Genomic DNA, 23411 nt, shown 5'->3' with positions numbered 1-23411 from the left:
GTACGGAGAATGCGCATGCGTCCAACGGGACGAATGACAACGGCCGTCGTGGGAGCCGCCGTACTCCTCGGCTGTGTGTCGGGACCGGCCGCCTCACAGGCCTCACGGCCGGGTGCCGACGACAAGCGGGTGCTGGTCTTCTCCAAGACGGCCGGCTTCCGCCACGACTCCATCCCCGACGGCGTCGCCGCGGTGAAACAGCTCGGTGAGCAGGGTGGCTTCACGGTCGATGCGACGGAGGACGCCGCGGCGTTCACCGCCGGCAACCTGCGCCGCTACGCCGCGGTCGTGTTCCTGTCGACGACCGGAGACGTCCTCGACGCCGCCCAGCAGAGGGCCTTCGAGGGCTACATCCGGCACGGCGGCGCCTACGTCGGCATCCACGCGGCCGCCGACACCGAGTACGACTGGGAGTTCTACGGCGGTATCGCCGGCGCCTACTTCCAGTCGCACCCGGCGATCCAGCCCGCGACCGTGGACGTCGAGGACCACGCCCATCCGGCGACCTCAGGTCTGGCGCAGACCTGGAACCGCACGGACGAGTGGTACAACTACCGCTCGAACCCGAGGGAGAGGGCCCACGTCCTCGCGTCCCTCGACGAGTCCTCGTACACCGGCGGCACCATGAACGGCGACCATCCCATCGCCTGGTGCCAGAACTACCAGGGTGGCCGCGCCTTCTACACCGGGGGCGGCCACACCAAGGAGTCCTACGCCGAGCCCCTGTTCCGCGAGCACCTGCTCGGCGGAATCCGCTGGGCCATCGGAGACGCCCAGGCCGACTGCCGCCCGGAGAACGGCTACCGCCCGCTCTTCGACGGCACCCAGGCCTCGCTGGACGCCTGGCGGCAGGCGGGCCCGGGCTCCTTCGCCCTGTCCGAGGACGGCACACTCACGTCGACCGGCGGCATGGGGATGCTCTGGTACGCCGGGTCGGGCTTCGGGTCGTACTCCCTGAAGCTCGACTGGAGGATGGCCGGCGACGACAACTCCGGTGTCTTCGTGGGCTTCCCGCCCTCGGACGACCCGTGGTCGGCCGTCAACAACGGTTACGAGATCCAGATCGACGCGACCGACGCCGCCGACCGCACCACCGGTGCGGTGTACGGCTTCAAGTCCGCCGACCTGCAAAAGCGTGACCGTGCGCTGAATCCGCCGGGGGAGTGGAACACGTACGAGATCCGCGTGGAGGGCGAACGCCTCCGCGTCTATCTCAACGGCGTGAAGATCAACGAATTCACCAACACCGACCCGGCCCGGAGCCTCACCGACGGACACATCGGCATCCAGAACCACGGAGCCGACGACGAGGTGTCCTTCCGTGACGTCCGGATCAAGGAACTGCCCGTGCAGGCCCCGAAGTCCTCCGGACTCACGGCCTCGCAGGGCGACTGAGCGACGGCGGGCGGGGGACGCCGGACTCCCGCCCGCCGTCTCCACCCCACCGGGCCTTGTCCTAGGCCCGGCCATGGGGCTCACATACGACGCGCTCGACAAGGAGGCTGCCATGTCCGCGTCCGTTTCCCCGTCCGTGTCACGCGTCGGCGTATGGCTGATCGGGGCGCGTGGCTCCGTCGCCACGACCGTCGTCGCCGGGTGCGCCGCCGTCACCGCGGGCCTGCATCCCCCAACGGGCCTGGTCACCGAGACCCCGACGTTCGCGGACAGCGGCCTGCCCGCACTGCCGTCCCTCGTCTTCGGCGGCCACGACACGGTGGACTGCCCCCTGCCCAAACGCGCCGAGGCACTGGCGGCAGGCGGCGTCCTGCCCCCGGGGCTGCCCGCGGCGGTACGGGCCGAACTCGTCGCGGCCGACCAGGAGGTCAGGCCGGGCGGCCCGCTACCCGGTGACACACGCGGCGAGGACGAGCTGATCGCCGACTTCGCCTCCGACATCCGGGACTTCGTACGGCGGTGTGAGCTCACCCGGGCGGTCGTGGTGAACGTCGCCTCCACCGAGCCCGCACCCACCGGCACCTCCCTGCCCCCGAGTTCGCTGTACGCGGCGGCGGCCCTGCGCGCGGGCTGCCCGTACGTGAACTTCACCCCCTCGACCGGCCTCAACCACCCGGCGCTCGCACCCCTGCTGTCGTCGACCGATCTGCCATTCGCCGGCCGCGACGGCAAGACGGGCCAGACCCTGCTCCGCTCGGCCCTGGGCCCGATGTTCACCCAACGAGCACTGGCGGTCCGCGCCTGGTCCGGCACGAACCTGCTCGGCGGCGGCGACGGCGCCGCCCTGTCCGACCCGGCCGCCGCGGCGGCGAAGAACGCCGGCAAGGAGCGCGTCCTGACGGACACCCTCGGCACCCCTCCCGAGGGCGAGGTCCACATCGACGACGTTCCCGCCCTCGGTGACTGGAAGACCGCCTGGGACCACATCGCCTTCGACGGCTTCCTCGGCACCCGCATGATCCTCCAGACCATCTGGCAGGGCTGCGACTCGTCCCTGGCAGCACCGCTCGTGCTCGACCTGGCTCGCCTGACCGCACGCGCCCACGAGGCCGGCCTGTCCGGACCACTCGGCGAGCTGGGCTTCTACTTCAAGGATCCGGTCGGGGACGGGCCGTCGGCGCTGGGGGAGCAGTACGCGGCGCTGACCGAGTTCGCCGAGCGACTGGCGGCCCCCACACCGCCTACGCCGCACGCCGGTTCTGCCGGGGAGCGGCCGTGAACGACGCGGTGATCCTCGCACGCCATCGGCCGCCGGCCGCACCGGAGAGCCCCATGGCCCTGCGCCAGCCCGGGCCGAACCGCCGTACCCGCCCGGCCTGTTCGCCGTCCCCGGCCACGCCCCTGGCGGGCGCTGCGGCGACCGCCACGGAAGGAAGGTGAGCGTCGGATGAGCCACGCGACGACAGCCCGGGCGCGGTCCACCGAGGCCCGGCGGGACGGCGACAGCCCCCACAGCGCCGGCGCCGAGCACGCCACCGTCGTCTCCCCGTCCCCGGCCGTCACCCCTCTCCGCCTCGGCTACGGCACCAACGGCCTCGCCGACCTGCGCCTCGACGACGCCCTGGCCCTGCTCGCCGACCTCGGTTACGACGGGGTCGGCCTGACCCTCGACCACATGCACCTCGACCCCCTCGCCCCCGACCTCGCCACCCGCACCCGCCGCGTCGCGCGGCGGCTGGACACGCTCGGTCTGGACGTCACCGTGGAGACGGGCGCCCGCTATGTGCTCGACCCGCGCCGCAAGCACGGCCCCTCCCTGCTGGACCCCGACCCGGACGACCGTGCCCGCCGCGTCGACCTGCTGATCCGTGCCGTCCGGGTCGCCGCCGACCTCGGCGCCCACGCCGTCCACTGCTTCAGCGGCATCACACCGCCGGGCACGGACCCGGAAACGGCCTGGCACCGCCTGACCGAGGCCCTCACCCCGGTACTGGACGCCGCCACCGCCGCCGGCATCCCCCTCGCCGTCGAACCCGAACCCGGCCACCTCCTCGCCACCATCGCCGACTTCCGCCGGCTCCACCGCACCCTCGGCGAACCGGAACACCTCGGCCTCACCCTCGACATCGGCCACTGCCAGTGCCTCGAACCCCTCTCTCCCGCCGACTGCGTACGCGCCGTCGCTCCCTGGCTGCGCCACGTCCAGATCGAGGACATGCGCCGCGGCGTCCATGAACACCTCCCCTTCGGCGAGGGTGAGATCGACTTCCCACCCGTGCTCGCCGCCCTCTCCGCCACCGGCTACCAGGGCCTGACCGTCGTCGAACTGCCCCGTCACTCCCACGCGGGCCCCCACTTCGCCGAACTCTCCCTCCCGTTCCTCCGCCGCGCCGAAGCCACGGCCACCGAATCACCCGTACTCGCCCCAGCCCACGGCGATCCCTCCGTCACCTCTGAAGGGAGCACCTCATGACCCACCCCCGCACCAGCCCGGCCATCCCGGGCGCGGAGGCTTCTCCGGGCGCAGAGGACAAACCGGACAAGGTCGCTCCCGCACGCGACGGCGGCCCGGCCGACGCCGTCGGCCAGTCGGCAGGCCAGGGCACCACCCTCGCCCTCACCCCGCCCACCGAACTCCGCGTCCACCTCACCGCCCGCCTCGACGCCGCCGCCCGCAACTGGCTGCACCGAGCTCTCGAGGAGGCCGCCGCGAAACCCGGCACCCATGGGCCCATCTCCGTGTGGGAGCTGCGCATCGCCGAGGCCGGCCGCCGCTGCGGCCCCGACCACGCCGACGCCGCCCGCGTCCTTATCCTGAACGCGGCCCGCGCCGACGCGGACGCCCTCACACGGGTCTACTTCCAGGGAACCGCCGCCGAACGTCGCGCCGTCCTGCACGCACTGCCCCATCTGGTGCCCGGCCCGGAGGCCCTCCCGCTCGTGGAGGACGCCCTGCGCACCAACGACACCCGGCTCCTCGCCGCCGCCGTCGGCCCTTACTCCGCCCGGCACCTCGACTCCCACCAGTGGCGTCACGCCGTCCTGAAGTGCCTGTTCACCGGTGTGCCCGTCCACAGGGTGGCCGACCTGGACCGCCGCGCCCGCCGCGACGCCGAACTCGCCCGCATGCTGGGCGACTACGCCGCCGAGCGCACCGCCGCGGGCCGTTCCGTGCCCGAAGACCTGCACCGCGTCCTGACCCTGACCGACCCCACGGCCACCCCACCCGAGCCCGCCGCCGAGCGCGGCACCCGCGGCACCGACGGCAAGGAGTCCTGATGCGCCTCTTCGACCCCCACATCCACATGACCTCGCGCACCACCGACGACTACGAAGCCATGTATGCCGCCGGCGTCCGCGCCGTCGTCGAGCCCTCCTTCTGGCTCGGCCAGCCCCGCACCTCTCCCGCCTCCTTCCTCGACTACTTCGACTCCCTTCTCGGCTGGGAGCCCTTCCGCGCCGCTCAGTACGGCATCGCCCACCACTGCACCCTCGCCCTCAACCCCAAGGAGGCGAACGACCCGCGCTGTGTCCCCGTCCTCGACGAACTGCCCCGGTATCTCGTCAAGGACCAGGTCGTCGCCGTCGGCGAGATCGGCTACGACTCGATGACCCCCGCCGAGGACACCGCCCTGTCCGCACAGCTCGAGCTCGCCGCCGAACACGAACTGCCCGCGCTGGTTCACACCCCGCACCGCGACAAGCTGGCCGGCCTGCGCCGCACCCTCGACGTCGTCCGCGAGTCCGCACTGCCCCCGGACCGTGTCCTGGTCGACCACCTCAACGAGACGACGGTCAAGGAGGCCAAGGACAGCGGCTGCTGGCTCGGCTTCTCCGTCTATCCCGACACCAAGATGGACGAGGAGCGGATGGTCGCCATCCTGCGCTCCTACGGGACCGAGCAGGTGCTGGTGAACTCGGCCGCGGACTGGGGCAGAAGCGATCCGCTCAAGACCCGTAAGGTCGCCGATCTGATGCTGGCCGAGGGCTTCGACGAGGACGACGTCGACCAGGTGCTGTGGCACAACCCCGTCGCCTTCTACGGCCTCAGCGGCCGCCTCACCCTCGACGGCGCGACCCCGGAGGCGACCCACGAGGGCAACTCCATCCTGCGCGGCGCTCCGAAGGACCCCGAAGGACAGGCCGGCGTACCCGGAGAGGCGGACGCTTGGGCCGACTCCCCGACCGACGCCCATGCCTCTGGAGCGTGAGCCATGCGCTTCCGCCACCCCGACGGGTCCACCGTCCACCTCGCCTACTGCACCAACGTCCACCCCGCGGAGAACCTCGACGGCGTCCTCGCCCAACTGCGGGACCACTGCGAACCCGTGCGCCGACGGCTCTGCCGCGACCGCCTCGGCATCGGCCTGTGGCTCGCCAAGGATGCCGCCCGCGCCCTCGTCTCCGACCCGTCCGCCCTGCGCGGACTGCGCACGGAACTCGACCGGCGCGGCCTCGAGGTCGTCACCCTCAACGGCTTTCCCTATGAGGGCTTCGGTGCCGAAGAGGTCAAGTACCGCGTCTACAAGCCGGACTGGGCCGACCCCGAACGCCTCGACCACACCACGGCCCTGGCCCGAGTCCTCGCCGGCCTCCTCCCCGACGACGTCACCGAGGGCAGCATCTCCACCCTGCCCCTCGCCTGGCGCACCGCCCACGACGACGGACGCGCGAACACGGCCCGTACCGCCCTGCTCACGCTCGCGGAACGCCTCGACGCCCTGCAGGAGTTGACCGGCCGCGACATCCGCGTCGGCCTCGAACCCGAACCCGGCTGCATCGTCGAGACCACCGCCGACGCCATCGCCCCGCTCACCGCGATCGGCCACGACCGCGTCGGCGTCTGCGTCGACACCTGTCACCTCGCCACCTCCTTCGAAGATCCGCACAGCGCCCTGGACGCGCTCGCGGAAGCCCGCGTCCCCATCGTCAAGTCCCAGCTCTCAGCCGCCCTGCACGCCGAACACCCTCACCTCCCCGACGTCCGCGAGGCCCTCGCCGCCTTCGACGAACCCCGCTTCCTGCACCAGACCCGCACCGCCACCGCCGCCGGTCTGCGTGGCACCGACGACCTCGGCGAGGCACTCAAGGGCGATGCCCTCCCCGACGCCTCCCCATGGCGCGCCCACTTCCACGTCCCGCTCCACGCAGCCCCTGCCGCGCCCCTCACCTCCACACTCCCCGTGCTCAGGGCCGCACTGACCCGGCTCGTCGCCGGACCCACCCCGCTCACCCGGCACCTCGAGGTCGAGACCTACACCTGGCAGGCCCTCCCGGCCGAACTTCGGCCCCGCGCCCGCAGCCAACTCGCCGACGGCATCGCCGCCGAACTCACCCTCGCCGGCGACCTGTTGACGGACCTCGGCCTGAAGGAGCTGCCATGACCGAGGGACCGGACCCGGCAGTCCCGGCCACCCACTCAGCACCCCGCCCGGACGCCACGGCCAAGCGCCGCCCCACCCCTCTCCTGGTCCTCGACGTCGTCGGCCTCACCCCCCGTCTCCTCGACCACATGCCCCACCTCAAGACGCTCGCCCAGTCCGGCTCCCAGGCGCCGCTCGGCACCGTCCTGCCCGCCGTCACCTGCGCGGCCCAGTCCACGTTCCTCACCGGCACCCACCCGTCGGAGCACGGCATCGTCGGCAACGGCTGGTACTTCCGCGACCTCGGCGACGTACTGCTGTGGCGTCAGCACAACGGCCTGGTCGCCGGCGACAAACTCTGGGACGCCGCCCGCCGAGCCCACCCCGGCTACACCGTCGCCAATATCTGCTGGTGGTACGCCATGGGCGCCGACACCGACATCACCGTCACCCCCCGTCCCATCTACTACTCCGACGGCCGCAAGGAGCCCGACTGCTACACCCGGCCGCCCGCCCTGCACGACGAACTCACCGAGAAACTCGGCACCTTCCCGCTCTTCCACTTCTGGGGCCCCGGAGCGGACCTCGTCTCCAGCCGCTGGATCATCGACGCGACCCGCCACATCATCCGCACCCGAAACCCCGACCTGACCCTCTGCTACCTCCCTCACCTCGACTACGACCTGCAGCGCTTCGGCCCCGACGACCCACGCTCACTGAAAGCGGCCGCCGACCTGGACGCGGCCATGGCTCCGCTCCTGGACGACGCCCGAGCGGAGGGCCGTACCGTGGTCGCGCTCTCCGAGTACGGCATCACCCGCGCGAACCGGCCCGTCGACATCAACCGCGCCCTGCGCCGCGCAGGACTGCTGGAAGTGCACACGCAGGACGGCATGGAGTACCTCGACCCGATGGCGTCACGTGCCTTCGCCGTCGCTGACCACCAGCTCGCCCACGTCTACGTACGCCAGCCGGAAGACCTGGACGCCACCCGGGCCGCCCTCGACGGGCTCCCCGGCATCGAGCAACTCCTCGACGACGAGGGCAAGAAGGGCCACCACCTCGACCATCCACGCTCGGGCGAACTCGTTGCCATCGCGGAGCCGGACGCCTGGTTCACGTACTACTACTGGCTCGACGACGCCCGCGCGCCCGACTTCGCGCGGCTCGTCGAGATCCATCGCAAACCCGGCTACGACCCGGTTGAACTCTTCCTGGATCCCCGCGACCCCTACGTCAAGGTCAAGGCGGCGACAGCGCTCGCCCGTAAGAAACTCGGCATGCGCTACCGCATGGCGGTCGTGCCCCTTGATCCGTCACCTATTCGCGGCAGCCACGGCCGCCTTCCCGCGAGCGACGACGAAGGTCCGCTCCTCATCTGCTCCACCCCCCGCGCTGTCGGCGACCGCGTCGCGGCCACCGATGTGAAGTCACTCCTGCTCCAACTCGCCGGACTCACAGGCCCGTCTCTTCCGACTGGTCACCAGTGAAGCACTCACCACTGACAACGGCCTTCGACCTCAAGGAGTTCCAGGCATGAGCCGCATTTCCCAGACGGACCCCGAACTCACCCACCGCCTCACCAGACGAGGCATGCTGGGCGTCGCCGCGGGCGCCACGGCCGCCGCGCTGCTGGGCGCCGCCGCCCCGGCGACCGCCGCCCCCGCGTCCACCACCGACGCGTCGTCACGCACCGCCGGTCGGGGCCGCCCCGTCCTCCCGCCCGGCCGACTCGGCATCCAGCTCTACAGCCTGCGCGACAAGGTCTCCACACTCGGCTTCGCCCCCGTCTTCGCCGAACTCGAGAAGTACGGCTACGACGAGGTCGAATTCGCCGGATACACCCAGGGCTCGGCCGGCCCGATCACCCTCGCCCAGCTCAAGCGGCTGGCCCGCGACCACGGCCTGAACCCGATCGGCAGCCACGTCGGCTACTACTCCAACGACCCGAACGCCTACACCTTCGCCCAGAACCTCACCAAGGTTCTCGACGATGCCCAGGCCCTCGGCCTGAAGCACATAGGCACCGCCTCCGGGCCGTTCCGCTACGGCTCCACCGTCGACGCCTGGAAGCGCGCCGCCGAGGAGTTCAACACCTACGGCGCGGCGGCGAAGGCGCGCGGCATGAAGTTCTACCAGCACAACCACTCCGAGGAGTTCTCCTTCGCCACCGACAACCCCAAGGTCCGTCTCTACGACGTGCTGCTCGCCGAGACGGACCCCGACCTCGTCTACCTGGAGATGGACATCTTCTGGGCCTACTCGGGCCAGTTCCGCTTCTCGCAGCGGCCCGACGGCACCCCCGCCCCCTTCGAGCCGCTGGACTACGTACTGAAGCAGCCCCACCGCTACCCGCTCTTCCACGTCAAGGACGGCGTGAGCGATCCGGCCAACACCTACGGCTACCGGATGGTCGACGTCGGGGACGGCGACATCGACTACCAGCGGTTCATCTCCGCCGTGACCAGACTGCGCGGGCAGCGATTCGCCCACCACTGGCAGGCGGAGCACGACAACCCGACCGACTCCCTCACGTTCGCCCGCCGTTCGAGCGAGCACCTGCACTCGCTGCGGGAGAAGTGCTGACGGCGATACGGACATGAGGAGGCCCTCCCCGAAGCGGGGAGGGCCTCCTCATGCTCGCGACAGGTCAACCCACGAGCTGCTTTCCGCGTACGGATCTGCCGTCATGTCAGGCCATGTCCTCGCCGAGCGGTTGCGGGTTGGGAACTACGCGGCTCTCTGTCTTGTCGCGCCCCGGGGGAGTGAGGAAGAGCGCCATGCAGCCGGCGAAGAGCGAGATGGACCCGGCCAGGATGAAAGCACCTGAGTGTCCCCAGGCACCGACGACCACGGCACCCATGCCCGCGCCCAGACCGGAGACGAGCTTGGCGCTGTAGACCATGCCGTAGTTGGACGCGTTGTTGTTCTCGCCGAAGTAGTCGGCGGTGAGCGCGGCGAACATCGGGAAGATGGCGCCGCCGCCGAAACCGGAGATCGAGGAGAAGACCAGGAACAGCGGAAGGTTCTTGGCCTCGGCCGACCAGAGAATGCCGTACTGGGAAAGGCCCAGGATGACGCACACGACCAGCAGGCACCGTTTGCGGCCGTAGAGGTCGGAGAGCCAGCCGATGACACCGCGGCCGGTGCCGTTGACGATTGCCTTCAGGGACATGGCCGTCGCCACTATGCCGCCCGCGAATCCGGCCTCTTCGCCGATGTCCACCTGGAAGGCGATACCGAAGATGTTCACGCCGGACGTGCACGCCAGACAGAACCACATCAGGGCCACTCGGCCGGTTTTCCATGCCTCCTTGGGCGTGTACTGGCGGACCGCCGGCGGGTTCATCCGCAGCGAGCGGGCCGCGCGCGGGTCGTTCGGCGGGTTGAGCGGGTCGACCGCTGCGGGCCACCAGTTCTTCGGCGGGTCCCTGAAGAAGAAGCCGGAGCACGCGACGATTCCGGCGAGGAACACACCCACCGAGACCAGTACCCAGCGGAAGTTGGTCAGGTCCATGTAACCGTTGAAGAGGAAGACGAAGGGCACCGATCCGTAGGCGAAACCGCCATTGACGAACCCCGTCTTGCCGCCCTTCCGCTCCGGATACCACTTGCCCACCATGTTGACGCAAGTGGCGTACACCATGCCCGCGCCCATGCCGCTGAACACGCTGAAGCCGATATAGGCGACGATGACGTGCGGCGCGAAGGCCAGCGACAGATAACCCATCAATGTGCCAATCGCGCCGAGCATCATCGCCCAGCGGGCCGGCAGTCTGCCGCTCTCACGCAGTTTTCCCGCGGGGAAGGCCACCGCGGCCTGGAAGAAGACCCAAACGGTCATCATCCAGAAAATGTGCATGCTGTTCCAGTGGTGCGCGGTGTGCAGGGTGTCCTCGGCGGACGCGAACGCGTACTCGGCGGAGGAAATGCCCATCATGCCTATCCAGGGCAGAATCACCATCCACTTGCGCTTGCGGCCCATGATGTCGATGTCGGACTCGCCGATGCGGTAGACGCGTCCGTTCTTGTCGGTCACCTCCCGATAGGCGGCGACCCGTGAAACGTCGGTGGTAGTCACGTTGGTTGCACCCCTTGCGTCGAAAGTTCTGGCCAGCGCCCCCTGTCCAATGCCTTTCGTGCGCGCGCGGGTCCCGGGGCCGGCCGACGCGCACCGTCGGCCGACCCCCCGCTGCCTCACGTCATGAACCGCCCCCCAACAGGCCCGCCGCCCGCGCCCACCGGTACTTGGCGCCCAGCACGGCCACCGGCTTCTCGGTCGTGTACGGATACGCCACGACCCCCCGCTCGTACAGGTACTGGCAGGCTTCCTCGACCTCGACGTCACCCGCGAGCGACGCGACGACGGGCTTCTCGATGCCGCGCTCCCGGAACTCGGCGACCACGCGCGCGGTGAGCTCCGCGAAGACCATCGGGGGAGTGACGATCGTGTGCCAGTAGCCCAGGACCAGGGCGTGGATGCGCGGATCCTCCAGGCCGAGCCGGATCGTCGCCTCGTACGTCGACGGTGGCTCGCCGCCCGTGATGTCGACCGGGTTGCCCGCCGCCCCGAAGGGCGGGATGAACTTCCGGAAGGCCTCGTCCAGGTCCGGCGGGATCTCCATCAGGGACAGGCCGTTGTCGGTCACCGCGTCCGACAGCAGTACGCCGCTGCCACCGGCCCCGGTGATGATCACGACGTTGTCGCCCTTGGGAGCGGGAAGCACCGGCAACGCGCGCGCGTACTCCAGCATTTCGTTCAGCCCGGGCGCCCGGATGACACCGGCCTGCCTGAGGATGTCGTCGTAGACGGCGTCGTCGCCGGCGAGCGCTCCGGTGTGCGAGCCCGCTGCCTTCGCGCCGGCCGCGGTACGGCCCGCCTTGAGGACGACCACCGGCTTCCTCGGTACGGTCGCCCGCGCTGCCTCGACGAAGGCGCGCCCGTCCTTGAGGTCCTCCAGGTGCATCGCGATGCACTCGGTGTGCGGGTCCTCGCCGAACCAGGTCAGCAGGTCGTCCTCGTCCAGGTCCGACTTGTTGCCGAGGCCCACGATCGCCGACACGCCTGTCTTCGTGGTCCGTGCGAAGCCCAGGATGGCCATCCCGATGCCGCCGGACTGCGAGGTCAGAGCAACCCCGCCCTTGACGTCGTACGGCGTGCAGAACGTGGCGCACAGGTCCTGCCAGGTCGAGTAGTAGCCGTAGATGTTCGGCCCGAGCAGCCGGATGCCGTGCCGCTCGGCGATGGCCACGATCTCCTCCTGGAGTTCGTGCTCGCCGGTCTCCGCGAACCCGGAGGGGATCAGTACGGCGTTCGGGATCTTCTTGCGTCCCACCTCCTCCAGGGCCGAGGCCACGAACTTGGCGGGGATAGCGAAGACCGCCACATCCACCTCACCGGGAACGTCCGTGACACTCTTGTACGCCTTGCGGCCCAGAATGTCATCGGCCCTGGGGTTCACCGGATGGATGTCCCCGGCGAAACCGCCGTCGATGAGGTTGCGCATGACCGAATTGCCGATCTTGCCCTGCTCGTTGGAGGCACCGATGACGGCGACCGACGACGGCTGCATCAGGCGGCGCATGGAGGTGAGGATCTCGTCGCGCGTGTAGCGGCGGCGGGGCTTTGCCGGCGCCTCCGACAGGATCACGCGGATGTCGGCGGCGACCGCCCCCTCCGCGGTCGCGATCACCGGGTTGAGGTCTACCTCGGCGATCTCCGGGAAGTCCGCGACCAGTTGTGAGACCCGGCGGATCTGCTCGGCGATCGCCCACCGGTCCACGGCCGCCTGACCACGCACCCCGCGCAGGATCTCCGCCGACCGGATCGAGTCCAGCATGGACAGCGCCTCGTCGGCGGACACGGGCGCGAGCCGGAAGGTGACGTCCTTGAGGACCTCGACGAGCACCCCGCCGAGCCCGAAGGCGACGACCTTTCCGAACGTCGGGTCGGTGACCGCTCCGACGATGACCTCCTGCCCCTTGCGAAGCAGTTCCTGGACCTGCACGCCCTCGATGCGGGCGTCGGCGTTGTACGCCCGAGCGTTGTCGACGATCTGGTGGAACGCTGCCCGTACGTCCGTCGCGCCCTCGACGCCCACGATCACGCCGCCCGCGTCGGTCTTGTGGAGGATGTCCGGCGAGACGATCTTCATCACCACGGGCCCGCCGAAGCGCGCCGCGTACGCCACCGCCTCGTCGACGTCCGTCGCGAGCTCCTCGCCCGGTACGGCGATCCCGTACGCGTCGGCGACCACCTTGCCCTCGGGCGCGGTCAGCGCGGTGCGTCCCTCGGCCCGCACGGAGTCGAGGAGCGCCCGCACCTTCAGGACGCGGTCTTCGGCCATCACGTCAGATCACTCCGTTCGACTTGAGCAGGCGCAGCTCCTCGTCGCCGAGGCCGAGCTCGCCTATGTACACCTCTTCGTTGTGCTGGCCGAGCAGAGGTGAACTGCTCACCTCGACGGGGGAGTCGGAGAGCTTCAGCGGGCTGCCCACGGTCACGAACTCGCCCCGCTCGGGGTGCGGCACGGTGACCACCATCTCGTTGGAGACCAGCGAGGAGTCCTCGATGATCTCCTTGGTGGACAGGATCGGCCCGCACGGGATGTTGTGCGCGTTGAGCTTCTCCAGCACCTCCCACTTGGGCAGGGTCGAGGACCACTCCTCGATCAGCTGGAACATCTTGTTGAGCTTGGGCAGCCGGGCCTCCGGCGTCGCCCACTCCGGGTCGTCGGCGAGTTCGGGCCGGCCGATGAGCTCGCTGATCGGCTGCCAGCCGACGGGCTGCACGATGACGTACACGTAGTCGTTCGGCCCGCCCGGCGCGCACTTGACCGCCCAGCCCGGCTGACCGCCGCCGGACGCGTTTCCCGAGCGGGGAACTTCCGTGCCGAAGTCCTCGTTCGGATATTCAGCAAGCGGCCCGTGTGCCAGACGTTGCTGGTCCCGCAGCTTCACCCGGCACAGGTTGAGTACAGCGTGCTGCATGGCCACGTTGACCCGCTGCCCACGCCCGGTGTTCTCGCGCTGGAACAGCGCCGCGAGAATCCCCGCCACGGCGTGCACTCCGGTCCCCGAGTCCCCGATCTGGGCTCCGGTCGCCAGCGGCGGCCCGTCCTCGAAACCGGTGGTCGACATCGACCCGCCCATGGCCTGCGCGACGACCTCGTACGCCTTGAAGTTGGTGTACGGGCCTTCGCCGAACCCCTTGATGGAGGCATAGACGATACGCGGATTGATCTCCTGGATGCGGTCCCAGGTGAAGCCCATGCGGTCGACCGCGCCCGGCCCGAAGTTCTCGACCATGACGTCGGAGCGCCGGATCAGCTCGGTGAGGATCTCCTTGCCGCGCTCGGTCTTGGTGTTGAGGGTGATGCTCCGCTTGTTGCAGTTGAGCATCGTGAAGTAGAGGGAGTCGACGTCCGGGAGGTCACGCAGCTGCTTGCGCGTGATGTCACCGGTCGGCGCCTCCAGCTTGACGACGTCCGCGCCGAGCCAGGCGAGCAGCTGGGTGGCGGAGGGCCCGGACTGGACGTGGGTCATGTCCAGGACGCGGATGCCTTCGAGAGCCTTGGTCGTCACCGGGTCACCTCACTTGTACATGGTCTGGTTCATGGTTCCGGGGGCGTACGCGTCCGGGTCGACCCAGACGTTTATCAGCGACGGCTTGCCGGACTCGCGGGCGCGCCGCAGCGCGGGGCCGATGTCGGCGGGGTCGCGGACCTCCTCGCCGTAACCGCCCAGCATCTGCGCGAACTTGTCGTAGTGGACGTCGCCGAGGGTGTTGCCGACCCGCTCGCGCTCCACGCCGTACTTCTGGGCCTGGCCATAGCGGATCTGGTTCATGGAGGAGTTGTTGCCGACGATGCCGACGAAGGGGAGGTTGTAGCGGACGAGAGTCTCGAAGTCCCAGCCGGTGAGGGAGAACGCGCCGTCGCCGAAGAGCGCGACGACCTCCTTGTCGGGCCGCGCCTGCTTGGCCGCGAGCACGAAGGGGACGCCGACGCCGAGCGTGCCCAGCGGACCCGGGTCCATCCAGTGCCCGGGTGACTTGGGCTGCACGACCTGACCGGAGAAGGTGACGATGTCGCCGCCGTCGCCGATGTAGATCGAGTCCTCGGTGAGAAAGTCGTTGATCTCGCTGACCAGCCGGTACGGGTGGATCGGTGAGGCGTCCGACTTCAGGCTGGGCAGCCGCTTCTCGAGGGCGGTCTGCTCGGCCGCGCGCAGCTCGTCGAGCCACTCCTTGCGCTTCGACGCGCCGCCGTTGACGCGACCGGAGGCCGCCTCGGTCACCGACTTCAGCACCAGCCCGGCGTCGCCCACGATCCCGAGGTCGATGTCACGGTTCTTGCCGACGGTGCGGTAGTCGAGGTCGATCTGCACGACGGTCGCGTCCGGTGACAGCCGCTTGCCGTAGCCCATGCGGAAGTCGAAGGGGGTGCCGACGATGACGATGACGTCGGCGTTGGAGAAGGCGTACCGGCGCGACAGCTGGAAGTGGTGCGGGTCGCCGGGCGGGAGCGTGCCGCGGCCGGCCCCGTTCATGTAGGCGGGGATGTTCAGGGTGCGCACCAGCTCGATGGCCGCCTCGGTGCCGCGGGTCGTCCACACCTGGCTGCCGAGCAGGATGGCCGGCTTTTCCGCGTGGACCAGCAGGTCGGCGAGCTTCTCGATGGCCTCGGGGTCGCCGGCCGAGCGGGTGGAGGCACGGTAGGCGCCCTGCTTGGGCACGCGTGCCTTGCTCACCGGCACCTTGGCGTCGAGGACGTCGCGCGGGATCTCCAGGAAGGAAGGCCCGGGTGCGCCGTGGTAGCACTCGCGGAACGCCATCGACACCATGTCCGCCGCGCGCGCCGTGTCCGGCACGGCCGCCGCGAACTTGGTGATCGGCGTCATCATGTCGACGTGCGGCAGGTCCTGCAGGGACCCCATCTTGTGCTGGGTGAGGGCGCCCTGGCCGCCGATGAGCAGCATTGGCGATTCGGCGCGGAAGGCGTTGGCGACACCGGTGACGGCGTCGGTCGTGCCGGGCCCGGCGGTGACGACCGCGCAGCCGGGCTTGCCGGTGATGCGGGCGTAACCGTCGGCGGCATGGGCGGCGACCTGCTCGTGGCGGACGTCGACGACCTCGATGCCCTCGTCGACGCAGCCGTCGTAGATGTCGATGATGTGGCCGCCGCACAACGTGTAGATGCGGTCGACCCCCTCGGCCTTGAGCGCCTTGGCTACGAGATGACCACCGGAAATGACGTCCTGGGTGTCGTCGGGCATGGCGAAGTCCTGTCCCTTCGTAGGGGGTTGGGAACGCACTCAGCGGTATGTCGTCGGCCGTCGGCGTACATTGCATACAGTCGACGAATACTGTATGAACCTTGTTATCCCGCATCCGGTGGGTGGTGTCCAGGGGGCGTGCGGCACTTTTGAGTCAGGAGCCGGAATGGACCTGTACGAACACCAGGCAAGGGAACTCTTCGAGGAACACGGCATCTTGGTGCCGCGGGCAGAGGTGACGGACTCACCCAAGGAAGCCCGCGAGATCGCTCGCCGGCTCGGCGGCCGTGTCGTGGTCAAGGCCCAGGTGAAGACCGGTGGCCGTGGCAAGGCGGGCGGTGTGAAGCTCGCCGCGGACCCGGCAGCCGCCGAGATCACGGCACGCCAGATCCTCGGGATGGACATCAAGGGGCACACGGTCGGCAAGGTGATGCTGGCCCAATCCGTGGACATCGAGGCCGAGTTCTATGTGTCGTTTGTGCTCGACCGGGCAGCGGGCGGGTTCCTCGCCATCGCCTCGGCCGAGGGCGGCACGGAGATCGAGGAGTTCGCCGCCAGTAGGCCCGAGGCCGTGGCGCGCATCCCCGTCGATCCCGCCGTGGGCGTCACCTCCGCGAAGGCCGGCGAGATCGCCGAGGCGGCCGGACTGCCCCCGCAGGCCGTCGACGTCCTCGTACGGCTGTGGGAGGTGCTGGTCCGCGAGGACGCCCTCCTCGTCGAGGTGAACCCGCTCGTGCGCACCGGGCACGGCCAGATCCTCGCCCTCGACGGCAAGGTCACCCTCGACGACAACGCCCGCTTCCGGCAGGCCCGGTGGGGCGCCGAGGGCGTGGAGCACGACGACGCGCTGGAGGCGGCGGCCGCCGCCAAGGGCCTCAACTACGTCAAGCTGGACGGCGAGGTCGGCATCATCGGCAACGGAGCCGGACTCGTCATGTCCACACTGGACGTGGTCGCGGGCTGCGGCGCCCGCCCCGCCAACTTCCTCGACATCGGGGGCGGGGCGTCTGCCCAGATCATGGCCGACGGCCTGTCCGTCATCCTCTCCGACCCCGCCGTGAAGTCGGTCTTCGTCAACGTCTTCGGTGGGATCACCGCGTGCGACGCGGTCGCCGACGGCATCGTGCGGGCCCTGGACAGCGTCCAGTTGACCAAGCCCCTCGTCGTACGCCTCGACGGCAACAACGCCGCGCGCGGCCGAGCGATCCTCGACGACCGCGCTCACCCCCTGGTCCAGCAGGCCACCACCATGGACGGCGCCGCGCTGCGTGCCGCCCAACTCGCCGCCGCAGCAGCCTGAGGAGACATGACGACATGGCGATCTACCTCACCAAGGAGAGCAAGGTCCTCGTCCAGGGCATGACCGGCGGCGAGGGCATGAAGCACACCCGGCGCATGCTCGCCGCCGGTACGGACGTCGTCGGCGGCGTCAACCCGCGCAAGGCCGGCCGCACCGTCGACTTCGACGACCGTGCCGTCCCGGTCTTCGGGTCGGTTGCCGACGGTGTACGGTCCACAGGCGCCGATGTGACCGTCGTCTTCGTGCCGCCCGCCTTCGCCAAGGCGGCCGTCGTCGAGGCCGCGGACGCCGGCATCGGACTCGCTGTCGTGATCACGGAGGGCATCCCGGTCCACGACTCCGTGGCCTTCACGGCGTACGCGAAGGCGCGCGGCACCCGCATCATCGGCCCCAACTGTCCGGGGCTGATCACCCCCGGCCAGTCCAACGCGGGCATCATCCCGGCCGACATCACGAAGCCGGGCCGCATCGGCCTGGTCTCCAAGTCCGGCACGCTCACCTACCAACTGATGTACGAGCTGCGCGACATCGGCTTCTCGACCTGCGTCGGCATCGGCGGCGACCCGGTCGTCGGCACGACCCACATCGACTGCCTCGCCGCCTTCCAGGACGACCCGGACAGCGAACTCATCGTCCTCATCGGAGAGATCGGCGGCGACGCCGAGGAACGCGCGGCGGCCTTCATCCGCGACCACGTCACCAAGCCGGTCGTCGGCTACATCGCCGGGTTCACCGCACCCGAGGGCAAGACGATGGGGCACGCGGGTGCGATCGTGTCCGGCTCGTCCGGTACGGCGGCGGCGAAGAAGGCGGCGCTGGAGGCGGTGGGCGTAGGGGTCGGCAGCACGCCCACCGAGACCGCGCGTCTGGTGCTGAACCGCCTGGGGGCGGATGCGTGACGTCACTCATGGTCGGCGCGAGGCTGCCGTCCGGAGTCTCCTGGCCGCGCCGGCGCCCGCCGCGGCCCTGTACGACCGCCCACCCGTCTCCCATCACCACCACCCTTCCAAGGAAGGGCCCTACCGGCCCCTTTCCTCTCGACTGTGCACCGAGAGCGGAGACCCCGATGGCAACCACCCTCACCCTCAAATCCGGCACCTCCTGGTCCGACGCCTGGCAGCGCTGCCTCGCGGTCGCACCCGAGGCCTTCCGGGACGACCGTGTCCTCAACCTCTGGAACTCCGACTGGCGGGCGGACGGCCGTGCGCTGCCCGCCACCAGCCCCGTCGACGGCAGCCCGATCGCCGGTCCGCCACGCCTGGACCGGGCCACCGCGCACCAGGCCGTACGCGCCTCGCTCGACCAGCACCGCGCCTGGCGGCACATCCCGCTGGACGGACGCCGGGCCCGCGTCGCCGCCACCCTCGACGCCCTGACCCAGCACCGGGAGCTGCTCGCCCTGCTTCTCGTCTGGGAGATCGGCAAGCCGTGGCGGCTCGCCCAGGCGGACGTCGACCGGGCCATCGACGGCGTGCGCTGGTACGTCGACGGCATCGAACCGATGGTCGCCGGCCGAGCCCCTCTGGAGGGGCCGGTATCCAACATCGCGAGTTGGAACTACCCGATGAGCGTGCTCGTTCACGCAGTGTTGGTACAAGCACTGGCAGGCAACGCGGTCATCGCCAAGACCCCGACCGACGGCGGTGTCGCCTGTCTGACCCTGGCCTGCGCGCTCGCCGCCCGCGAGGGAATTCCCGTCACCCTCGTCAGCGGCAGCGGAGGCGAGCTGTCCCCGGCGCTGGTGCGGGCGCCCGAGATCGGCTGCGTCTCCTTCGTCGGTGGCCGCGACACCGGCGCCGCGGTGGCCACGACCGTCGCCGACCTCGGCAAACGACACGTACTCGAACAGGAAGGACTCAACACCTGGGGCATCTGGAACTTCACGGACTGGGACGCGCTGACGGCGGTCGTCCCCAAGCTCTTCGACTACGGCAAACAGCGCTGCACGGCGTACCCGCGCTTCGTCGTCCAGCGTGAGCTGTTCGACGAGTTCCTCGCGGCGTACCTCCCGGCGGTGCGCACGCTGAGGGTCGGCCACCCCTTGGCGGTCGAGAAGCGGGACGATCCCTACCCGCGGCTGGACTTCGGGCCGGTTGTCAACGCGGCCAAGGCGAAGGAGCTGCACGATCAGGTCGCCGAGGCGATCGACCGCGGCGCCGTCCCGCTGCACCGGGGCAGGCTGTCCGACGCCCGCTTCCTGCCCGGCCAGGACACCTCGGCGTACGTCCAGCCGGTCACGCTGCTGAACCCGCCGCCGTCCTCCCCGCTCCATCACGCGGAACCCTTCGGTCCGGTCGACACGATCGTCCTGGTCGACACCGAGGCGGAGCTGCTGGCGGCGATGAACGCGTCCAACGGCGCGCTGGTCGCCACGCTGTCCACCGACGACCGGGCGACCTACGACCGTCTGGCCCCGCAGATCCGCGCGTTCAAGGTCGGCCACGGCAAGCCGCGCTCCCGTGGCGACCGCGACGAGCTGTTCGGCGGCTTCGGCGCGTCCTGGCGCGGGGCGTTCGTCGGCGGGGAGCTGCTGGTGCGCGCGGTCACCCAAGGGCCGGAGGGGGAGCGGCTCCCCGGGAACTTCCCGGACTACCACCTCATGCCCTGACGAGACCGGCCGGTGGGGCCCGCCGGGTCAGGGCGCCACCGGCCCGGTACCACCTGTGCGTGACCGGCGGATCACGCGTGGTGAAGCCCGTTCGGTCGCCTGGTCTCTTGCTCGCGTCGGCCGTCCGACGGGCGGATATGCAGGTGAAAGGCACTCCGAAACCTTGGTATTGTTGTCCATGTCGCCGCGGGGAACACCCCTGGCAAGGCGGCAGACACCTAGTCCGGGTGGCGGAATGGCAGACGCGCTAGCTTGAGGTGCTAGTGCCCTTTATCGGGCGTGGGGGTTCAAGTCCCCCCTCGGACACAGATCATTTCCAGCTCGTGCGGGCCGAGGACACCTCGGCCCGCACGACTGTTTTGCAGGGGCCGCGGGCCGTGCCTCCGCTCGCGCACCGATCTCCTTCCGCACGTCCCACACCCGCGCCCCGTCGTCGTACCCCGCCGTGACGATCAGCGGCGGGTCCCCGGACGGGCGGACCTGGCACACGGCGCGCACCCAGCCATGGCCGCTCATCCGGCCGGCGAGGTCGGTGCCCAGATCGCCCACACGCTCGCCGGTGACGGGGTCCCAGACGGCGATGCCCAGGCCGTCGCCGCCGGCCACGAGGAGCGTGCGGTCCTCGACGTCCGCCCGGCACAGAAGAAGGTCGGCACCGCTGACGAAGCCCGAGTCCGGACCGAGCAGGAACGCGTCCGCGGAGGCGATGCCGGCCGGTGTGCCCAGCCGTCCGGCGGCCCGTGCATCGATGATCGCGCGCATCATGGTGCCGCCGCACTCGTGCCTCGGGCAGAGCCTGGCCCACACCGAACTGCAGGTCACCCTCGAGGTCCTCCTCCGCAAGCCGCCCACCCTTCGACTCGCCGATTCGGTCCAGGAGCTCCAGCGGGTGGAGGGGCTCCTCGTGGCGGACTGTTTCGTAGCCGGTGGCGGCCGCGGAAATTCGCGTGCCTCGACCTCGCCCGTTTCTCTAAACTCACCACGAAATCACGCGCCGCCCCCAGCCCGGCGGCGCGTCACCGTGACGAGTCGAGGGGAGCCGGGCCGTGCGTGACCGCACCGCTGTCGCCGTCTCCCCCTCCCGGCATGACCGGTACGACGTGATCCTCGTGTCCTCGTCCGCCCGGTGCCCGCTGCGCGGCCGGCACCGGATGCCCGTGACGAACACCTGAGTACCGAAGCACTCGAGTACCTCAACTGCCCTGCCATTCCTTGTCGCTGACAGGCACGGCAGGTCGTTCTCGCATGCGCCTCGTCCGGGAATCGCGCTGACCCCTTCACCGCTTCCGGAGCATCCGAAAGGCCAAGGGCCGTGCGCACCAACCCCAACACCCTCGCCGTCGTCCGAAACCTCGGCATCCTCGCCCACGTCGACGCCGGCAAGACCACCGTCACCGAACGGATCCTGTACGCCACCGGGACCACGCACAAGCGCGGCGAGGTCCACTACGGCACCACCGTCACCGACTTCGACCCGCAGGAGCGCGATCGCGGCATCACCATCTTCGCGGCGGCGGTGAGCTGCGACTGGGACGGTCACCGGATCAACCTCATCGACACCCCCGGGCACGTCGACTTCGCCGACGAGGTGGAGCGGTCGCTGCGCGTCCTCGACGGCGCGGTCGCGGTGTTCGACGCCGTCGCGGGCGTCGAGCCGCAGAGCGAGTCCGTGTGGCGCCAGGCCGACCGGCACGGCGTGCCGAGGATCGCGTTCGTCAACAAGCTGGACCGGGCCGGCGCCGACCTCGACACCGCGGTCGCGTCGATCCGGGAACGGCTGCATCCGGCGCCGCTGGTCGTGCAGTTGCCCATCGGTGCGGAGGACGGTTTCCGCGGCGTCGTGGACCTCGTACGGATGCGGGCGCTGGTGTGGGCCGACGACGCCGAGACGGTCGTGGAGGAATCGGTGCCGCAGGACCTGCGCGAGGAGGCGCGGCGGCGTCGGCGACTGCTGGAGGAGGCCGTGGCCGAGCTGCACGCCGGCGCGTTCGAGGAGTTCTGCGCGCGGTCGACGGTCGCGCCTCAGACCCTCGTCACCGCCCTGCGCGACCTGACCCGCAGCGGCGACGGCGTCGTCGTTCTGTGCGGTTCGGCCTACCGCAACCGGGGGATCGAGCCGCTGCTCGACGCGGTCGTGGCGTATCTGCCGTCACCGCTCGACGTGCCGGCCGTACGCGGCCTGCGCGACGGTGCCGACGAAGAGCGACCCGCGGATCCGCGGGCTCCGTTCGCGGCACTGGCGTTCAAGGTGAGCGCCACTGCGACCGGGCGTTTGACCTACCTGCGGGTGTACTCGGGAACGATCGAGAAGGGAGGAACGGTGTACGACGCCGGCGCGCGGCGCACCGAGCGGATCGGGCGGATCCTGCGGGTCCAGGCCGACCGTCACGCCCAGGTGGACCGGGCGGTCGCCGGGGACATCGTGGCCGTTGTCGGTCTGAAGTCGGCCCGCCCGGGCGCCACGCTGTGCGCACCGGACGCCCCGCTCGTCCTCGAACCGCCCGGCGTGGCCGACCCGGTGGTGTCCGTGGCGATCGAGGCTCGCAGGTCGACCGACGCCGACCGGCTCGCCTCCGCGCTGGGACGGTTGGCCGAGGAGGACCCGTCGCTGGTCGTGCGGACCGACGCCGAGACCGGGCAGACCGTGCTGTCCGGCATGGGTGAACTGCATCTGGAGGTCGCGGTGGAGAAGATCCGTCGGGACAACGGGCTGGAGGTCAACGTCGGTCGTCCGAGGGTGTCCTACCGGGAGACGGTCGGCCGCGGGGTGTCCGGCTTCGTCTTCCGGCACGTCAAACAGGACGGCGGGGCCGGGCAGTTCGCGCATGTCGTCCTCGACGTGGAACCTGCGCAAACCGAGTCCGGCTTCGAGTTCCGCTCGGCCGTCGTCGGCGGTCGCGTTCCGCAGGAGTACGTCCGTGCCGTCGAGGCGGGCTGCCGGGACGCCCTCGCCGAAGGCCCGCTCGGCGGCCACCCGGTGACCGGGCTGCGCGTCACCCTCACCGACGGGGCGACCCACGTGAAGGACTCCTCCGACACGGCCTTCCGCACCGCCGGCCGCCTCGGCCTCCGCGACGCCCTGCGCACCTGCGCGATGGTCCTCCTGGAGCCGGTCGTCGAGGTCACGGTCACCGTGCCCGACGACGCGGTCGGCGGAGTGCTCGGCGATCTCGCGGCGCGACGGGGCCGCGTGACCGGCTCCACCACGCGCGTGGGCGCGGCGGTCGTGACGGCGACCGTGCCGCTGGCGGAGCTGTTCGGCTACGCGACCCGGCTGCGCAGCCGGACGCAGGGGCGCGGCAGCTTCACGGCCCGGCCGACGGGGTACGCACCGGCGCCGGCCCCGTCACAGCCGTCGGCTTCGACGACGACGGCGCCACGGTAGGGCGAACGGAAGCCCCGCCCCATCGAGGAGCCGGGGCCTCCGCCCTCCACGGGCGGCCCCTCCCCCTGACGGGGAGGGGCCGCC

19 protein-coding genes, 1 tRNA gene and 1 pseudogene are annotated in these 23411 nt (G+C 70.5%); 15 read left to right on the top strand and 6 right to left on the bottom strand.

Features of this window, described 5'->3' with window-relative positions; translation table 11 throughout:
* The first annotated feature begins 15 nt into the window (after positions 1–15).
* Together IF78_RS0100210 and IF78_RS0100205 are read left to right on the top strand one after the other, a co-directional pair.
* A complete protein-coding gene (locus IF78_RS0100210; protein ID WP_051827452.1) occupies positions 16–1395 on the top strand; it encodes a ThuA domain-containing protein in 1380 nt (459 codons plus the stop codon).
* A 112-nt stretch (positions 1396–1507) separates the two neighbouring features.
* Positions 1508–2674: an inositol-3-phosphate synthase gene (locus IF78_RS0100205; RefSeq protein WP_051827432.1), complete on the top strand. Its 1167-nt coding sequence runs from the start codon at positions 1508–1510 to the stop codon at positions 2672–2674.
* Here IF78_RS0100205 and IF78_RS48215 read toward each other — a convergent pair.
* Complete coding sequence (locus tag IF78_RS48215) at positions 2637–2822, bottom strand: hypothetical protein (protein ID WP_158751237.1); 186 nt, start codon at positions 2820–2822, stop codon at positions 2637–2639. The genes IF78_RS0100205 and IF78_RS48215 overlap by 38 nt on opposite strands.
* A 20-nt stretch (positions 2823–2842) precedes the next feature.
* Between IF78_RS48215 and IF78_RS0100200 the strand changes: the two genes are divergently transcribed.
* From IF78_RS0100200 to IF78_RS0100175, 6 genes are read left to right on the top strand one after another with little or no spacing between them, the layout of a single operon-like run.
* Positions 2843–3868, top strand: a complete 1026-nt coding sequence (locus IF78_RS0100200) for a sugar phosphate isomerase/epimerase family protein (RefSeq protein WP_031475948.1) — start codon at positions 2843–2845, stop codon at positions 3866–3868.
* Entirely contained in the window at positions 3865–4674 is an 810-nt protein-coding gene (locus IF78_RS0100195; RefSeq protein ID WP_031475950.1) for an EboA domain-containing protein, read from the top strand. The genes IF78_RS0100200 and IF78_RS0100195 overlap by 4 nt, the downstream gene beginning before the upstream one ends.
* The gene (locus tag IF78_RS0100190) at positions 4674–5606 is read left to right on the top strand and encodes a TatD family hydrolase (RefSeq protein WP_031497926.1); all 933 of its coding nucleotides are present in this window, start codon (positions 4674–4676) and stop codon (positions 5604–5606) included. The genes IF78_RS0100195 and IF78_RS0100190 overlap by 1 nt, the downstream gene beginning before the upstream one ends.
* A 3-nt stretch (positions 5607–5609) precedes the next feature.
* The gene (gene eboE, locus IF78_RS0100185) at positions 5610–6779 is read left to right on the top strand and encodes a metabolite traffic protein EboE (RefSeq protein ID WP_031475953.1); all 1170 of its coding nucleotides are present in this window, start codon (positions 5610–5612) and stop codon (positions 6777–6779) included.
* A complete protein-coding gene (locus tag IF78_RS0100180) occupies positions 6776–8248 on the top strand; it encodes an alkaline phosphatase family protein (RefSeq protein ID WP_031475955.1) in 1473 nt (490 codons plus the stop codon). The genes eboE and IF78_RS0100180 overlap by 4 nt, the downstream gene beginning before the upstream one ends.
* 46 nt (positions 8249–8294) lie before the next feature.
* The gene (locus IF78_RS0100175; RefSeq protein WP_031475957.1) at positions 8295–9344 is read left to right on the top strand and encodes a sugar phosphate isomerase/epimerase family protein; all 1050 of its coding nucleotides are present in this window, start codon (positions 8295–8297) and stop codon (positions 9342–9344) included.
* A gap of 106 nt (positions 9345–9450) precedes the next feature.
* Here the strand turns inward: IF78_RS0100175 and IF78_RS0100170 are convergent, their stop codons facing one another.
* The 4 genes from IF78_RS0100170 to IF78_RS0100155 form a co-directional block, all read right to left on the bottom strand.
* Positions 9451–10839, bottom strand: coding sequence for an OFA family MFS transporter (locus tag IF78_RS0100170; RefSeq protein ID WP_031475959.1), 1389 nt, complete (start codon positions 10837–10839; stop codon positions 9451–9453).
* Between the two features lie 121 nt (positions 10840–10960).
* Positions 10961–13105 (bottom strand): acetate--CoA ligase family protein, encoded by a 2145-nt coding sequence (locus IF78_RS0100165; RefSeq protein ID WP_031475961.1) that lies wholly within the window; start codon positions 13103–13105, stop codon positions 10961–10963.
* 4 nt (positions 13106–13109) lie between these two features.
* Entirely contained in the window at positions 13110–14342 is a 1233-nt protein-coding gene (frc, locus tag IF78_RS0100160) for a formyl-CoA transferase (RefSeq protein WP_031475963.1), read from the bottom strand.
* Positions 14343–14351: 9 nt separating this feature from the next.
* Positions 14352–16034, bottom strand: a complete 1683-nt coding sequence (locus IF78_RS0100155; protein ID WP_031475965.1) for a thiamine pyrophosphate-binding protein — start codon at positions 16032–16034, stop codon at positions 14352–14354.
* 166 nt (positions 16035–16200) lie between these two features.
* Here IF78_RS0100155 and sucC point away from each other — a divergent pair, with 166 nt between their 5' ends.
* The 4 genes from sucC to IF78_RS0100135 all read left to right on the top strand — a co-directional run bounded on the left by sucC (position 16201) and on the right by IF78_RS0100135 (position 20248).
* A complete protein-coding gene (sucC, locus tag IF78_RS0100150) occupies positions 16201–17334 on the top strand; it encodes an ADP-forming succinate--CoA ligase subunit beta (protein WP_031475967.1) in 1134 nt (377 codons plus the stop codon).
* A 14-nt stretch (positions 17335–17348) separates the two neighbouring features.
* Positions 17349–18233 (top strand): succinate--CoA ligase subunit alpha, encoded by an 885-nt coding sequence (sucD, locus tag IF78_RS0100145; RefSeq protein WP_031475969.1) that lies wholly within the window; start codon positions 17349–17351, stop codon positions 18231–18233.
* Positions 18234–18400: 167 nt separating this feature from the next.
* Positions 18401–19942, top strand: coding sequence for an aldehyde dehydrogenase family protein (locus IF78_RS0100140; RefSeq protein ID WP_031475971.1), 1542 nt, complete (start codon positions 18401–18403; stop codon positions 19940–19942).
* Between the two features lie 221 nt (positions 19943–20163).
* Positions 20164–20248 (top strand) — tRNA-Leu (locus tag IF78_RS0100135).
* On the opposite strand, the gene IF78_RS45530 is transcribed toward IF78_RS0100135, so the two are convergent.
* Positions 20213–20764, bottom strand: coding sequence for a WD40 repeat domain-containing protein (locus IF78_RS45530; RefSeq protein WP_167348299.1), 552 nt, complete (start codon positions 20762–20764; stop codon positions 20213–20215). The genes IF78_RS0100135 and IF78_RS45530 overlap by 36 nt on opposite strands.
* On the opposite strand from IF78_RS45530, the pseudogene IF78_RS49345 reads away from it, so the two are divergent.
* The 3 genes and pseudogenes from IF78_RS49345 to fusA all read left to right on the top strand — a co-directional run.
* Positions 20715–20849: pseudogene (locus IF78_RS49345) on the top strand (cytochrome P450); the annotation flags it as partial. The gene IF78_RS45530 and the pseudogene IF78_RS49345 sit on opposite strands and share 50 nt — an antisense overlap.
* 139 nt (positions 20850–20988) lie before the next feature.
* On the top strand, positions 20989–21114 hold the full coding sequence (locus tag IF78_RS50330) for a hypothetical protein (protein WP_267882929.1): 126 nt from the start codon (positions 20989–20991) through the stop codon (positions 21112–21114).
* Between the two features lie 140 nt (positions 21115–21254).
* Positions 21255–23327 (top strand): elongation factor G, encoded by a 2073-nt coding sequence (gene fusA / locus IF78_RS0100125; RefSeq protein ID WP_051827431.1) that lies wholly within the window; start codon positions 21255–21257, stop codon positions 23325–23327.
* The last annotated feature ends 84 nt before the right edge of the window (positions 23328–23411 follow it).

It is taken from the genome of Streptomyces bicolor (assembly GCF_000719285.1).
In the GTDB taxonomy this organism is placed as follows: domain Bacteria; phylum Actinomycetota; class Actinomycetes; order Streptomycetales; family Streptomycetaceae; genus Streptomyces; species Streptomyces bicolor.
The sequence above is the reverse complement of the archived record's forward strand: the minus strand, read 5'-3'. Positions and strand labels throughout refer to the sequence as shown.